Here is a 15,637-nt window from a genome sequence, read left to right as displayed (position 1 = left end):
ATCGTCGCATGGCTTGTTACATCTGCCAGGATTGCTGGCCGTGCGACGGTGTTGCCTTTCTCGGCACAGAGCCAAGATGCCTAGGGCAGCGGCAGAGTCGCTAGAAAAAATGGCATGTCACCAGACACACCACCGCTCGCGCCTCATTTTTTGGCGATAGAGATCAGGAACGCTTAAAATATAGCCTACAGACGCACGCAGGTGCGGGCCTAGGCATGGGCGCGCGCCACCTTGCGCGCGCCGGGGGCCTTTGGTTAGGGCATCACGCGCGCCGCTGATGTGGCTTGCCACGCACGCATCATGGGCAGCGCACATAGGGCGGCACCAAGGATAAAGGACAGGCTATAGCCCAAGCCGGCCAGATCATTCTCGGGCATCGCAATCAGCACGCCACCAAAGAACAGCGCGACCCGCATCGGCAGCGCGGCGCGGCCCTCGATCGGACCGACAAGGCTGATATAGCCCTGCAATGCCGCCGAGATCAGCGTCACCCCGATCATCGCACAGCTCAGCGCGACGACAACCTCCCACGCGGGGGCTTGGCCGATCAACGCAGGGTTTAGGACGAAGAAGAACGGTGCAATATAGATCACCCCGCCTAGGCGCATTGCCTCGAACCCCGTGGAAATCGGGTTTGACCCCGCCATGGTAGAGGCGGCAAAGGCCCCAAGGGCGACCGGCGGCGTGATGTAGCTGACCATACCCCAGTACAGAATGAACAGATGCACAGCCAACTGGTTCAATCCACCTGCCTCAAGCGCAGGGGCGAGCACCACGGCGAGGAAGATATAACAGGCCGTGACCGTCATCCCCATGCCAAAGATAAACGCGGTGATCGCGCCCATCAGCAACAGGACCAACGTGCTGTCGCCGGCAAGGAACACCAGTTCATTTACCAAAGTCCCCGCCAGTCCGGTGGCCGAGAAAGACCCGACGATCAGGCCGACACCCAGCAGGATCGCCGTCAGCTCTGACAGCCCCATGCCAACACCGACGATCATATTGCCAAGTCGGCTAAAGTTCAGACGGTGGCTGGCGCGGAACTGGTTCACTACCAGCAGCAAAGCCGTGGCATAGAACGGGGCAGAGGATTCCTTGCGCAGGCCGATCATCATATACAGCAGCAGCGCGAAGACGAAGATATAGGGCCAGCCTTCGATCATCACCTGACGCAGGCGCGGCAGGTCGGGCTTGGGCAAACCACGCAGCCCGCGTTTCGCGGAATAGGCGTCGATCTGGGTAAACAGCCCCCAGTAGAACAACACACTGGGGATGGCGGCGGCCAAGGCGATTTCTACATAAGGACGTGACAGAAAGGACGCCATGACAAAGGCGGTCGCCCCCATGATCGGCGGCATCAGCACCCCGCCGGTAGAGGCGCAGGCCTCTGTTGCGGCAGCGGTCTTGGCCGAGAATCCGGTCTTGCGCATCGCGGGAATGGAGACCGCCCCCGTGGTCAGCACGTTGGAAATGACAGAGCCCGACATGGAGCCCATAAAGCCGCTGGCAAAGATCGACACTTTCGCCGCCCCGCCGCGGTAGCCGCCCACAAGGCCAAGGGCCAGATCGTTGAAAAATTGCCCGCCGCCGGTCCGTTGCAGCACCGCGCCGAACAGGATGAACCCGATCACGACGCCGCCAAACGCCTTCATCGGAATGCCGAAAGAGCTTTCGGCAGAGTAGATGTGGTAAGGTACGGTTTGCAAGAACGTGCTTTGGAAGCCCGAGAACGGGTCCGGCACATGGCCCGCGAACGTTGGATAGAACGCAAAGAGCGTGACAATCAAGAACAGCACCAGACCGCCTGCCCGCCGCGTTGCCTCTAGGATCAGAAAGAAGAAGACGACCGACACATATTGCGCGGTATCAGGGGCCGCATATTCCCACCCCTGCGACAGGTTCTGCTGCGCAGTTTGCGACAGATAGACCGTGGTCCCGACCGAAGCCGCGAAAAACACCCAGTCTAGCAATGATGGCTCCCCGCCTTTGCCGCCCTTCGCCTGAAAAATCAGAAACGTCAGCGCCAGAAACATGCCCCCGAGGATATAGAGATACCGTCCGTCAATCAGGACGATCCCCATAAGCTGAAGGTTGAACAGCTGGTTCACCACCAACACCAGCGACAGCAGCGTCGTGATGACCACAACCCAACGCGCCAGCCCCGAGATACGCTCGGCCGGGGTGGCACCGTCAATCGCCACTTCCTCAAACTTTGGCTGCGGGGCACGCGATGTGTCGGGATCGGTCATAAGTGGGCTCTCTTGTTTGGGGATACGGGCCGGCAATGAGCATAGCAGGAACGGGCCGACACAACGGTCAGCCCGCCCTTAACTTTGGCAAGGTTTAGAAAACGACGGAGAACCCGCCATCTTTCAGCGCCTTGCGGCGTGCCTCGAACCAGGCGGCTTCCCAATCAGAAGGGTTTGCTGCTTTGGTCGCTTCCCACGCAGCCGTCAGCGCTTCTTGGCGTTGTACAAGCTTGTCGTTATGCGCCTGCGCCGTATCGGACCACGCATCTACCTCTTTGAAGTAGCGGATCGCCCCTTCGTGGTAGGGCACCACCCATTCCATGTTCTGTTTGTCCAGCGCCCAGCCACCGATACCGGGGGAATTGCCGTCGTATTTCGGGAACAGCTCTACCATCGCTTTGGTCATGTTATAGACCAGTCCTTCGTCCGTGGCCGCAATCGCGGTCAGCACGGGATAGGCATAGCCGGCCCCCTGATAGCCGTCGGTGCCGTCAATGGTGGCCCCGACCTTGGCTTTGTTGATATTAAAGAAGGGCGCGATCTCTTGCATACGGGCAAAGCCGTCGGTGTCTTCGGGATCAATCGGGGGCCAGAACAGCCCGCGCGGACCGGCCTCGGCCTCATAGGCTTTGCCGGAGTTGGTGGATGCAAAGGCCGCATCGACCTGCCCTTCGATCAGACCGGTCCAGCTGGCACCAAAGCCACCGAAATCAACCCGCTCCACATCGTCCCATGTCAGGCCGCCATAGGCCAGATAGGCTTCGGTGTTCACGTTCAAAGCAGGTGCGCCAACGATATAGGAAACGCGTTTGCCCTTGAGGTCAGCGTAGGTTTCGATCCCCAGATCGCCCGCGACACCGACCGCGAGGTTAATCGCGCCACCGTTGTTCGCCAGCAGCACGCGGATGGGCTGCGGGCCCCAGTTTTCGGCACCGAAATCAAACACACCTTCCTGCGCCATAAAGCTGCCGCCCACGCCCGTGGCCGAGAATTCAACCCGCCCCTGACGCAGAGGCTCTGTGCGCGACACGTCATTCTTGCCAGGCAGAACCCGCAGGTTGACCCCTGTCGCATCTTGCAGCGCGGCACCAATCGCCACCGCTTGGTTATAGCCCGCAGAACCGGTGTCATAGGCCGTCCAGCTCAGCTGTTTGGGCAGATCAAAATCCTGCGCAGCCGCGATAGAAGCCGTAAGACCAAAGGCCACGACCGTCGTTGTTAATACGTTCATATTTTCCTCCCAGAAAATCCTGCCGCGCAAAACATTCGCGTCTGCGGCAGGGTTAGCGGCCCGTTTTCTTGTGAAACGTGGTTCCGCCCTGTGGAAAAGGATAAGTGCGCAGCTTTCGTCATGTCAACAAAAGACCGCGTGAAAGACGCTGCCGCGGGGCGTTGTCAATCTGGGGTAGAGAAAAGATGCGCGGCCTCGGGAACCCCCGCCTTTTGCGCCGCCTCTGACAACTGCGCCAAAGTGCCCGCATCAAGCGGGATCCCGTTTGCTAACCGCTCTGCCGTGCTGCGCCGTTCAGGGTCCCCCGGAAACTGCACGCCGGATGTATCAGGTGCCGCCGGCGACGCCTTGACCCAATCGGTATAACTGTCCACATCCACGCCAAAGCTCTCTGCCAGACCAAAGACATTCGGATCGATCAGGATCGCCATCATGTTATTCACGATCCGGTCCGGCACTTCGCGGGTCGGCGCATAGGCCCCGCCCCCGCTGAACGATCCACCCAAAATATCCCCCAGCAAGGCCAAGCCAAACCCCTTGTGCTGTCCAAACGCCGTCAGCGCCCCACCCGCACCATCAAACACCACCGACGGATCGCGCGTCGCGACACCCTGCGCATCGATCAACGCCCCCTCGGGTGCCGGCTTCCCGCTCAGCTGCGCAACACGTGCCTTGCCCATGGCAATCGTGCTGGTCGCCATATCCAGCACAAACATTGGGTGCTTTTCGGTCGCAGGTATCGCGGTACAATAAGGATTGGTGACAAAACGTGCATCACTACCGCCAAACGGCGCGACAAGAGGCCGCGAGGACTGAACATTCGCGTACAGAATGCAGATAAAGCCCGCCTCTGCCGCCATGGTGCCCCAATCCCCCAGCCGACCCAGATGAAAGCTGTTGCGCAAGGACAGCACCGCAAAGTGGTTGCTTTGGGCGCGGTCAATCGCAAGCGCCATCGCCTGCTCTGCGATGATATGACCAAAGCCCCGATGGCCGTCCACCAGCAGGAATGGCCCTTTGTCCTGCACCAGTTCAATGTCAGCCAAAGGGTCTAGCTGCCCTGCAAGGATGCCATCCACATACGCAGGGATCATCCCGACACCGTGGCTGTCATGCCCCGCTAGATTGGCGCCAACCAACCGTGCGGCAACCTTTTCGGCCCTGTCTTTATCTTTACCTGCATGCGCCAGAATTGCCGTCGCAAATTCTCTTAACTGATCTGCATCAACCGCCATCAAAATTTCCTCCCGTTTATACCCTCAGCCGCGCCGCTTCTCCCAAAGCGCGTACCCGACACTGACCTGCAACCTCGCGCCAAGACGGATGAACTGCAAGCTTTTGCGATATCGGAGATACGTAGTTGCGTGCGGGGGGGATACAGAGGGGGCCGCTGAGCTGATTGGGAACTGCCGAGGGCTCTGTTTGTGGAGGAATACCGCGCGGTTTATGTTTTTGCGCACGGGCGCTATAAAAACCTCAGGTATAACCGGAGCAGTTCAGTGTGCCACTCGGTCAGCCGTCAAGATGACCTTAAGATAATCTAAAAGATCATCGCGCAGTTCCTCGCGGGCCAACCCAAAGGAGACCGTCGCCTGCAAGAACCCAGATTTAGAGCCGCAGTCGAAACGCTGGCCCTTAAAGCGGTAGCCGTAGACATCGTTGCCTTGGGTCAGCTCCGCCGCGATGGCATCTGTCAGCTGGATTTCCCCGCCCGAGCCGGACTTTAGCTGGTTCAGGTTCTTCAGCACGTTCGGCGACAGGATATAGCGACCGATCACGGCAAGGTTTGACGGTGCGTCTTCGGCTTTGGGCGTTTCGACCATGCCTTTGACCTTGACCAAGGCCCCATCGGATTGACCATCATCAATGTCCAACATCCCGTAAGAGGAGGACTTCTCAGGGTTCACTTCCATCGCCGCAACCATGTTGCCGCCGGTTTCATTGTAGGCTTCGATCATCTGTTGCAGGCAGGACTTATCAGCTGCGATCACGTCATCAGGCAGCATCACCGCAAAAGGTTCGTTGCCGATCAGACGACGGGCGCACCATACGGCGTGGCCCAGACCAAGTGCTTTACCCATGCTCCCTTTTCCGGGATGTGCCGCAACGGCAGCAACGCCGTGCGTGTTGCAATATCCGGGAATAGCTCAAGAATTTCAGCGCGCGCATCTTCGGTCACGGCTTTCAAAGCTTCGGGCCCCGTGAACAGACTTTCCGTCGCGGCGCTGTTGGAAAAGATGATTTCGTGTTGATCGAACAGTATGTGAAAATACTCCACACTATCGGCGTCTTCGACCACTTCGATCCCCGGCAGTCCAACTAGTTTGATAGCGGCTACTAGAATTTCCTGCACATCGAACATGCGCTCTGCGATCACTGAACGAACAAGGATTCTATGCTGCCGCGAAACGACCAGATCTTTCATCGGCGTGCCATTTCCAAGCGCCCCTGCGGAAATCTTGATAGGTTTCAGCTTTGGACGTGCAGTGAGCCCTTGCGGACCAAGCGCCCTACTCCCGATCCTACGCACAGGCTGCATCCCCCGATCCATTGTCAGCACCTGAGCACCAACCGCTAGGTCTTCGACATTTACCGGACCTTCTGACGTTATGATTTCCGTACCCGCTGCAAAACAGATAATTTCAATCCCGCTAAAGGTAAGCGTTTCGCCAGTGTCGAAGTTTACAGTGCCCTTCAGCGCGCCGCTGTCTGCTGTATCTTCGGTTGCATTGATGGTGTAGCTGCCGCGATCCAGAACGCTAAGGTCGATGCGGTCTTGATCGGTCGTATCATCAGGGCCCGTCCCGCCGATGAAAACATCGCCCTGAGCATGAGCGGCAGACTGCACAACGAATGTATCGTCCCCTGAACCACCCCTTAAAATATCTGCGCCCGCGCCCCCATCGATGATATCATCGTCATCTCCGCCATCAATTTGATCGATGCCTGCACCGCCGTAAATTTCATCTGCGCCGGTACCACCGGACAGCGTATCATCACCTGCTTGAGAGCCGATTCCAAGGAAACCGCCGGCATCGTAATCAGTAATTCGGTCACCATCGCCATCTTCGTAGTCGCCGGGACCTTCATAGACATCCATATTGTCATCGCCGCTTGTACCATCGACGATGCCGGGGTTGCTTGGCGATAGATCAAACGACGCGGACGTATCTATCGATATGGTGGTCGCAAGACCGCTCGCTACGGGGAAGCCAACGGGCGCGTACAGATATAACCCCGTCGACGTTTGGAAAACAGCGGCTTCCGTGGACCCAAGCAGCGCACCCAGCACCCCACCCAATAGGCCTGAATCGTAACCGTTAAAAGTAGCAATACCGACATAAGTCGCCGCCTCGGCGGAACCGTCGATGGAGATCGTGGTGGCTTCAGCGGGTGCAAGCATGCCGTCATCATCTGTGATACTTATATCCCCGGATACGTTTCCGAAGTTAGGCAGAACTGTAACGTCGACGAGTGATTTTAGATCTCCGCCATAGGAATATAGGTCACTAGTGATATCAAGCGTTTCAGATATTCTTCTTATCCTCGAATTAATTCAGGGGTAGCGTATATTCCGTAGCGATACGCCGGCCGCAAGTATTCCACCCCACTCAGATATGTGAATATGGCAGTATGTTTGTTATTAGAGCTTCCAACTACACCCATTTGGATGCAATTGAGTAGAACGCCCTTAAGCGCCTCGAAATTAAAGGGAAAAAGAAGAAAAGTTATTGATACCATACCCGTTCAACCCTACTGGCCCATGCGCGGCATTCTTTGTGCACTGAAATAGTTTAGAGTTAACTTTGCACTCAATTGACGTATTATAAGTATTGTCGGGTTCAATTGATCTGTCTTGCAAAAAGTCATGCAGATAAAAGGGAAAAACCGATAAATTCCGAATTGCGATACTAGCGCCCATAATTCGATAGTGAGACCCCGTGGGAAGATATGAGCGGCTAAGCTTTACAGATGGAATTCACTGGATTCATATCACACCCGGTAAATCTCATCGCGAATAGGCATATCTCGCGCCAAAAGTAGCGCCGACCTACGCAGCGTTTCAAAGCCAACAAATGCCGTACAACTATCTGGACGTGGCCTTACCTTCACGCCAGCTGTCGAGGCCGCGGCACTAAAGGTTCCATTTCGACAGGCACGCCGAGTGCCCTCCAGACCACCCGAGCTTTTCGGACTATTGTGGTTGGCCTGGGTGTCGCAACCACGAGCGTAAAGCCTGCACCAGTAACATCCTCGGCGCGCACGTTGAGGTGCTCCCCATTCCTTGGACAGGATCTGGCGCTTTCTAAGCTCTGATTTGCTCCTGCTGATCGGGTTGCGTTGCTTCGATTTGTAGTGAGTAGACCACTGCCGGTGGTCGGCCGCCAAGGGCTTTGTGCGGGCGGGGTTGATTGTAGAACTCCATCCAGTTGCGGACACCGGCGCGTGCCTGCGATCCGGTGTCCCAAGCGTGCAGAGAGACGCACTCGTATTTCAGGGTGCGCCACAGGCGTTCGATGAAGATATTATCTAGGTAGCGACCCTTTCCGTCCATTGAGATGCGGATACCGGACCGGCGCAGGCAATCTGTCTAGGCAAACGACGTGAACTGAGATCCTTGATCGCGGTTCATGATGTCGGGCGGTCCGAACCGATAGATCGCCTCGTTCAGTGCTTCGACACAGAAATCGGCCTCCAGCGTGTTCGAGATCCGCCACGACAGAACCATCCGGGTATGCCAGTCCATTCCTCTCGGGACATCGCTTCGCGATGCCCTGACGGACAGTGGATCGCCACCAGATAAAGGAACCCGCAACGCATCGGCAGATAGGTGATGTCCACGCACCAGACTTGGTTTGGTCTGTCCACACGTAGCCCCCGCAGCAGGTAGGGGTAAATGTCAATCGCGGCGTAAAAATGGACCAGATCACGGCGTAAAAAGGGTCCACTGCGTTTGATGCTGTGTTGCGCTTTGTCTTGATTTTGGGCTGACTATTGTCTGTTTTTGCGACTGTGTTTGAGGCGGTAGCTTTCGCCGTTCATCTCGAGAATGTGGACGTGATGGGTCAAACGATCCAGCAACGCACCAGTTAAGCGTTCCGAGCCAAAGACCTCGGTCCATTCGTCGAAGGGTAGATTTGACGTGATGATGCTGGAACCGCGTTCATAGCATTGTGATATCACTTCGAAGAGCAATTCTGCCCCAGATTTGCTGAGCGGCACGAAGCCCAGTTCATCGATAATCAACAGGTTTTGGGTGGTCAGCTGCTTTTGCAGGCGCTGCAATCTGCGCTCATCCTGGGCTTCGATTAGATCGTGCACAAGTGTTGCCGCCGTCGTGAAGCGTACTTTCAACCCGCGTTCACATGCAGCCAATCCAAGTCCGAGAGCGACGTGGGTCTTGCCCGTATCTGATGGTCCAAGGGCGATGATGTTTTCCCTGCGATCGACGCAATCACACCGTGCAAGCTCCATCGTGAGCGGCTTGTTCAAACCGGGCATGATCTTGAAGTCAAAGCTGTCGAGGCTTTTTGTGCTGGGGAACTTCGCGGCTTTAATGCGCCGTTCAATCATCCGGCGTTCGCGGTCAATCAGTTCCATCTCACACAGCCGCGCCAGGTAGTGCACATGATCCTTGTTCTCGGCTGCACCGAGCTGCGCCTGTTTGGCATACTCGCCTTGGAACGTTGGCAGACGCAGCTTTTTGAGGTGGTGGTGCAGAAGGATTTGAGGCGCGTCAGTCATGCCGCTGTCCCTCCGATCAGGCTCATGTAACTGGATGGGCGGGTCATGCCGACATTGGCTTTGGGCAGATAAGGATAGAAGTCCGAATCCAGTCGTGGCGGCCGTTTCTCAACGCGGCATAGCACGAGGTGTTTGACTGCATCATAGCTGACCTGCCCCCATATCAATGGCCTGGCTGATCGCGCTTTGTACGATGTCCAAATCGAACGTCTCCATAAGGCGCAGGACTCGAACGTATTCCCGCTTGCCCGGTTTACCCATCCGAGCTTCAAGCAACCGATGCAGGGTCGCGAAGGCGTCCGGCAAGTCCCAGCCCTGCAAAGGCGCTGCCTGATCTAAGGCCCCCACCTTCTGTTCAATCAAAGGCAAGAAGTGAAGCGGGATCAAAGATCATGTCTGCGGATGCATAGGATCGTTTGTGCCGCGCAATCACTTCGTTTCCACAGCCGATAATGACCTCATGCACAAAGCCTCGCACATGAACGTCATGGTGGGCGTAAGCCACCGGCACCGAGTAATCATTGCTGCGATAGCGGACCATTGAGATTGATGCGGCCCGTGTGCTGACATGATCGCAGGCCTCATATTCTGCGACCGTTGCCCGGCAGGGCATTGCAAAGAAATGTCCCGAGAGGGGGCAATCCCATCAGTGCATCAAGGTCGGTCATCAGACGCGCGCCTATGGTTCTGTCGTGGCCACGTAACGTCTCGCCCTGACGCGCAAGGCACTTGGCTTCCAAATGTGCGTTCAGATCATCGAAGCTGTCAAAACGCGGCGCGGGCACCATGACGTTGCCCCTCTCGGCAGATTGCTTTGCAATCGCCTGTCGGGCAATGGGACGGGTGTAACCTACCATCCCTTCGACGTTACCCTTGTCATTCCCACGTGCAGGCCTGCCAAACTTGTCATCAAACAGGTAATGCGATTGCAGCTCTGTAAACCGCTGGGTGCGGACACGCGTTTTATCTCCTAAAATGCGGGCCACAGCGATCTTGGTATTGTCGTACAGAATGGATTGAGGGATGCCGCCAAAGAAGTCGAAGGCTGACACATGGCCATCACAGAAGGCTTCCGGTGTCTCTGCTGGATACCCCTTCACAAATACCGCATCAGAATGCAGCAGGCTCATCACGAAGAAGTGGATCTTGCATTCCAAGCCGGCAATCACTCCGATGGTCTCACCAAAATCAACCTGTGCATGGCCCGGTCCATGCGACAACGGCACATACACTTCTTTAGTCTGCCGCTTTTTCTCGCGAACGTAATAGGTCACCGTTGTTAAGCTGCCCGCATATCCACGTTCGTCGCGCAAACGCTCAAATATGCGCTTTGCTGTGTGGCGCTGCTTTTTGATCAAGGCTCTGTCAGTCCGAAGGATCTCATCGATCACGCCAACAAATCCATCAAGCGTCGGGCGGCGCGGCGGTTCTGAACGCTGATACCCCGGCGGCAGCTCATGGCGCAGCATCTTGGCAATCGTCTTGCGATCCTTGTTGAAGTAACGCGCGGCCTCCCGCGCTGACATCCCGTCCTTCAAACACGCGCGGCGCACCCGGCTATAAATGTCCAAATAATACATCTCCCGCCCTCCGCTTAAACGAAGGGCACAAACTGGCGGACTTTTACTCCGCTACAACTGCAAAACGCAGCCGCTTCTGTGGCCCAATATTGCTCCGCGTTTTGCATCTCGCAATCGGGCATCAGGACACCGACATTCTTGGGCTTTCATTGCCTGTCGGGACTAAGCTGATTGGTGCGACCAGTGATCATCTTGTCGTTGGAACGAGCCGATCCCCGCTGCCGGTGGGTTCCGAGGTGAAAATCCAGATGAACTATAACGCGTTGATGCATGCTATGGCTGTGCCAGACATCGACATTAGCCTTCTAGACCATCCACCCACAGGATTTCCAAGGCGTACCGAAGGTAAGTTCGAACACTTGGTGCAGGTTTGAAAGGGCTCGTTTGGGCCACCTAAGCGTAAACCACAAAGGAAACTGAAAATTGTCAAAGCATACAAAAAAGAATCTGTCTAAAGTCTATGATTCCAAACCGGAAACCCCGATGGAAAAGACAACGCGTGTCGTGAGACAAATGGTCGACGAAGAAGCGGAGCAGCGACATGCGAAGAACTCTAGATTGCGTACCGCTCGCCTTGAAAGAGAAGCGCACACGCCATCCGAGACGACAATCAAACCAGTGCGCAAAACGCGCCGCACTGAAACTGGTTCATAGCGGCAATCAGGCTCCGGCAGCCTTTCTTTAAGTCAGATGCTGAACTGCGCAACCGACACTTCAAGCGCACCGAAATTGGCTAGGCCGCACTATGATCTTTTATTTCAACAAACCGTCTTTGAGGTCCCATTCATGACAAACCCCGAGCATTCATCAGAAAAAATCCACTATATCTGCCAAACATATGTTGAAGTAAAAACCGGACGCAATGGGCAGACGGTTTTGAAAATTGACAAGCAATTTGAGTATTCCTCAGCGCAGGAGGCCCAGAACCGTGCCGAACGAGAGGCCTTATCTGACGATTGTGCGGGTGCCGACGCTTACGCCATCGTTGAGGATCAGGACAGTGGCGAAGTTGCCGATCCAAGCTTCCTTGTAAGGCTGGGAAACGTTCCGGGGTTTGACGAATTTTAGAACTCTGAAGATGCCCGCGGCTGGTGCGACGGCGGTAAGTCTTGACCCCTGAACACTTTCTGCTCGGGCGTCGTGTCATGCAACACGTAAACACTGCGATTGATGCCCTTCGTCCGGCCAACGTGCGGTCATCATTCTAAGCGCGCAACATGGGTTGGTGGCGCAGGAGGTTTGCGGCCTGCTTGGCAGTCGCGAAAGCAACATGCGCGTTTTACTCCATCGGGCACGTTTAGGGGTGCGAGCCGCACTGGATGACTTGATGATCTTGGTCATGGCGATGGCCGGGGCCGGCTTGTTCGGCATGCCCTTTGGGCTGATGGGGTAATCCCCCCTAAAATTAGTGGTGTTCAAAAGTAGAATTTTCTCGGCAAGATATCTGAGGAGATTTACGATGAAGAACGGACGATTTAGCGATGCGCAGATCATGGCTGTGTTGAAGCAGGCGGAGGGCGGTGTGCCGCACGTTCCAGATCAGTGAGACCTGCTATCGCTACAGTCCAACGCTGAGCACCGAGAACGAGGAGATCGCCGATTGGTTGGAACGTCTGACGGCAAACAAGCGCACCTGGGGCTTTGGCCTGTGCTTTCTGTATCTGCGCAACGTGCAGGGCTATTGTTGGAACCATAAACGCGTGTACCGGATTTACTGCGAACTGGAGCTGAATCTACGGATCAAACCCAAGAAACGGCTGAAGCGCGACAAGCCAGAACCGCTGGCTGTGCCTGACAAGCCAAATGAGACGTGGTCGATGGATTTTATGGCCGATCAGCTCTCTGACGGCCGGTCGATCCGGACACTGAACGTCCTGGATGACTTCAATCGCGAGGGCCTTTGCATCGAAGTCGACTTCTCATTGCCAGCCGAGCGCGTGGTGCGGAGTCTGAACCAGATCATCGAATGGCGTGGAAAACCAAGGCTATTCGTATTGATAATGGACCCGAATATGTCAGTGGAAAGCTCATGGAATGGGCAGAAAAACAAGGCGTTAGGCTGGAATACATCCAACCCGGAAAGCCCCAACAGAACGCCTATATCGAACGCTACAACCGCACGGTTCGCGGCGAATGGCTCAGCCAGTACATCTTTGAAACCATCGAGGAGGCACAGGATCAGGCCACGGAATGGCTCTGGACTTACAACAACGAACGACCCAACATGGGCATCGGCGGCATAACACCCGCAATGAAACTGAAAACAGCCGCCTGAATTCTACCGCTGGACCTCATTAAAAATGGGGGGATTACCATGGCACCGATCATGACTTTGGCGTTGCATATCATTTATCACGCTGTTCTGGGTCTTATCTTTGACCGGTTGGTGACACCAGAGGTTACCTACGCCTGACAGACGGCTACCGCGCAAACGAAGCTTCAAGGTAGTATATTCAGTCCGAACCCCCAGACTGCGAGCGGCACGGGTAAAACTGCCAAAGCGAGGGTCAGGGCGACACCGAACGGTCGAAAGAGGCGGCTGAGACCTGCAAGAAACAGGATGCCGCCTCCGCCTCCGATGATCGCATTGCCGGGCAGATTAATGAGCGCCGCGAGGAAAAAATACCGATACCGCGAAATGACAGGTCGCAACCACCTCGGCGCATGCTCACAGAGCATCGAGACCTGCTCTTCGCGGGTCATCTGGTGCATTTTATCGAGCAAGTCTGAAGCGCGGCGCATGTGCAGATCCTCGAACATCCTGCGCAGCCGTCTGTAGGGCATCCATTCACCCGCGCTATAGGCGATCAAAAGCCCTGCAACCGAAGCCAGATAGATCCACGGCGCGATCCACGATCCGAGAGCCGCAAACATCATCAGGCCGATCTCGATCCCCGGCACGAAGGGGATAGCGATTAACAGCGCATAGACCAGTAAGACGCCCACCAGCATGCTGATCTGCACCCCAGGATGGATATTAGCCGTCCGGGCAAGGAACCAGTCGACCAGCAAGTGAATGCCATAAATCAACAGCAGCAAGAGGATCAGGCGCAGGCCCAACCAAACCCACCGCACGCGTCGGCTGGCCGGATGGAGGTCGGAGGACCTACCCATCTCGCTTCAAGGCGACGTGGCAATCGGTGGGCTTGGTATGGGTCATACTTCGCACGGGTGATCTCCCTTTTTGCAATCAATCTTGGCCCGCGATCCGGTAAGCGAAGACAAGTACTATCCTATCAAGAAAACCTGCCTTTGAACGAGAAGGATTAGATTTATCCCTGCCTGTCCTCACGGAATGGTGTCACCCCATGGTGAAACGTTCCGTGTGTTCAGATGTCACCCATCTATGACAACAAGGAGGATGACAAGTGAAACGATCGACGATGACCGGCACGTTGGTTCTGTCTTTGGCTGCGACGGGGCAGTCGCGCAGGGCATGCCTTTCGGCTTAGAAGAAGATTTGGACTTACCTGGACGAAAGTAAACTCGCCGGGCCGGGCATGATCCGTGCCACACCCTATGAGGGCACTGATCCACATCGCATGATGCTTGAGACCCCTACACCACCGCAGAGATCGACGGCCACGAGCGCGACCTCATCGTAAAGCGGAACTTTGGCCCCAAAGGGGTCACTGAAGACGAAGTTATGCGCAACCCGGATGAGCACTTGCCTGCCTATACAATCATGTTCCGTCGCGCCGCCGACTATGACCCCGAGAATGCAGATTGGTACTGGGTCAAACACCTGCCCGATGGCGCGCTTGATCAAACACCTGATGGCGTCGCGATGGCACGGCAGGTGGCTAAGGGAATGGACGAGGGCTGCATCGCCTGCCACAAGTCGGCAGGGGAGGATATGGTTTTTGCTTCCGGCCACCTCGCTGCCCTATCCATTGCTTCTAAGCAGTGGATAGGGAGACCTGCGTCTGACCGGCGCGGGGCGCTCTGCCTCATCGGGGTGAGAACGTGACCCCGACCTGTAACCGGAGAACCTTGATGCCATCTATGTTGAAAAATCGCTGCGACAGGTTGCTCAGCCGGGTTGGACGACGCATGGCGCGCGCTCTGAACCGGCCAAGCGTCGGCTATGCCCCTTTTACCCCGTCTGATTTCAACACCCTGTGCCAAACTTTGCGTCCCGGCGATGTGCTGCTGGTGGAAGGACAGGAACGCATTTCAAACGCCATCAAGTATCTGACCCAATCCACTTGGTCTCATGCGGCGATGTACATCGGGGACAGCCTTGACACCCTTTCCAATGACGCGGAGCCCCATCGCCTGATTGAGGTCAATCTCGGCGAAGGATGTGTCACTGCGCCGGTATCGAAATACGCGCGCTTCAATACCCGGATTTGCCGCCCCGTTGGCCTGACGCCGCAGGAGTGCCGCGCGGTTACCGATTTTATGAAAGCGCGTGTGGGAATGAAGTACGACTTGCGGCACATCTTCGATCTCTTGCGCTATTTCTTTCCGACCCCGCCAGTTCCGGTCAGGTGGCGCAGGCGCATGCTGGCGTTCGGGTCGGGCGACCCGACGCGGGCCATCTGTTCGTCGCTGATCGCGCAGGCGTTTCAATCCGTCCGCTATCCGATCTTGCCCGATGCGCGCACCATAAAGGCGCGCCAAGGATCGCGGTTCGCCCGCAAGGAGGTCCTGCATATCCGGCACCACTCGCTATTTGCACCGCGAGATTTCGACCTATCCCCTTATTTCCAGATCGTAAAACCACGCCTGAACGAGGGCTTTGATCCTCACCTTTTGGCATGGTCCACTGAAGAGGCTTCGTCCGCGCAGGTTGTCGGGGCTCCGGCAGATTAAACGAACGGGGGGCG

Annotated in this window: 10 protein-coding genes and 4 pseudogenes; 5 read left to right on the top strand and 9 right to left on the bottom strand. The window is 56.2% G+C overall.

Annotated features, from left to right (window positions below; genetic code table 11):
• Positions 1 to 254: 254 nt before the first annotated feature.
• The 8 genes and pseudogenes from ACVBAU_RS04985 to istA all read right to left on the bottom strand — a co-directional run bounded on the left by ACVBAU_RS04985 (position 255) and on the right by istA (position 10,805).
• Entirely contained in the window at positions 255 to 2,249 is a 1,995-nt protein-coding gene (locus ACVBAU_RS04985; RefSeq protein WP_138924141.1) for a TRAP transporter permease, read from the bottom strand.
• A 94-nt stretch (positions 2,250 to 2,343) separates the two neighbouring features.
• Positions 2,344 to 3,480 (bottom strand): TAXI family TRAP transporter solute-binding subunit, encoded by a 1,137-nt coding sequence (locus ACVBAU_RS04980; protein ID WP_448328222.1) that lies wholly within the window; start codon positions 3,478 to 3,480, stop codon positions 2,344 to 2,346.
• Between the two features lie 164 nt (positions 3,481 to 3,644).
• On the bottom strand, positions 3,645 to 4,715 hold the full coding sequence (locus tag ACVBAU_RS04975; protein ID WP_448328219.1) for a malate/lactate/ureidoglycolate dehydrogenase: 1,071 nt from the start codon (positions 4,713 to 4,715) through the stop codon (positions 3,645 to 3,647).
• A 261-nt stretch (positions 4,716 to 4,976) separates the two neighbouring features.
• Positions 4,977 to 5,555: pseudogene (locus ACVBAU_RS04970) on the bottom strand (UTP--glucose-1-phosphate uridylyltransferase); the annotation flags it as partial.
• Positions 5,510 to 6,580 (bottom strand): Hint domain-containing protein, encoded by a 1,071-nt coding sequence (locus tag ACVBAU_RS04965; protein WP_448328908.1) that lies wholly within the window; start codon positions 6,578 to 6,580, stop codon positions 5,510 to 5,512. The gene ACVBAU_RS04965 and the pseudogene ACVBAU_RS04970, both read right to left, overlap by 46 nt.
• A 1,206-nt stretch (positions 6,581 to 7,786) precedes the next feature.
• Positions 7,787 to 8,379: pseudogene (locus ACVBAU_RS04960) on the bottom strand (IS3 family transposase); the annotation flags it as partial.
• A 93-nt stretch (positions 8,380 to 8,472) separates the two neighbouring features.
• Positions 8,473 to 9,225, bottom strand: a complete 753-nt coding sequence (istB, locus tag ACVBAU_RS04955) for an IS21-like element helper ATPase IstB (protein ID WP_448328218.1) — start codon at positions 9,223 to 9,225, stop codon at positions 8,473 to 8,475.
• A pseudogene (gene istA / locus ACVBAU_RS04950) lies at positions 9,222 to 10,805 on the bottom strand (IS21 family transposase). The gene istB and the pseudogene istA overlap by 4 nt, the downstream one beginning before the upstream one ends.
• Before the next feature lie 786 nt (positions 10,806 to 11,591).
• Between istA and ACVBAU_RS04945 the strand changes: the two are divergent.
• From ACVBAU_RS04945 to ACVBAU_RS04935, 3 genes and pseudogenes are all read left to right on the top strand, one after another.
• Entirely contained in the window at positions 11,592 to 11,873 is a 282-nt protein-coding gene (locus tag ACVBAU_RS04945; protein WP_138924146.1) for a hypothetical protein, read from the top strand.
• A gap of 202 nt (positions 11,874 to 12,075) precedes the next feature.
• Positions 12,076 to 12,198, top strand: coding sequence for a hypothetical protein (locus tag ACVBAU_RS04940; RefSeq protein ID WP_448328216.1), 123 nt, complete (start codon positions 12,076 to 12,078; stop codon positions 12,196 to 12,198).
• Positions 12,199 to 12,319: 121 nt separating this feature from the next.
• Positions 12,320 to 13,080: pseudogene (locus ACVBAU_RS04935) on the top strand (IS3 family transposase); the annotation flags it as partial.
• Between the two features lie 164 nt (positions 13,081 to 13,244).
• Here ACVBAU_RS04935 and ACVBAU_RS04930 read toward each other — a convergent pair.
• The gene (locus ACVBAU_RS04930; protein ID WP_138924148.1) at positions 13,245 to 13,865 is read right to left on the bottom strand and encodes a hypothetical protein; all 621 of its coding nucleotides are present in this window, start codon (positions 13,863 to 13,865) and stop codon (positions 13,245 to 13,247) included.
• A gap of 586 nt (positions 13,866 to 14,451) precedes the next feature.
• Between ACVBAU_RS04930 and ACVBAU_RS04925 the strand changes: the two genes are divergently transcribed.
• Both ACVBAU_RS04925 and ACVBAU_RS04920 read left to right on the top strand, forming a co-directional pair.
• Positions 14,452 to 14,775, top strand: coding sequence for a hypothetical protein (locus ACVBAU_RS04925; RefSeq protein ID WP_448328214.1), 324 nt, complete (start codon positions 14,452 to 14,454; stop codon positions 14,773 to 14,775).
• Between the two features lie 83 nt (positions 14,776 to 14,858).
• Positions 14,859 to 15,623 (top strand): YiiX/YebB-like N1pC/P60 family cysteine hydrolase, encoded by a 765-nt coding sequence (locus tag ACVBAU_RS04920; RefSeq protein ID WP_448328212.1) that lies wholly within the window; start codon positions 14,859 to 14,861, stop codon positions 15,621 to 15,623.
• Positions 15,624 to 15,637: the final 14 nt, after the last annotated feature.

The organism is Sulfitobacter sp. M13, assembly GCF_053474885.1.
This window is presented reverse-complemented; position numbering and strand designations above follow the sequence as displayed.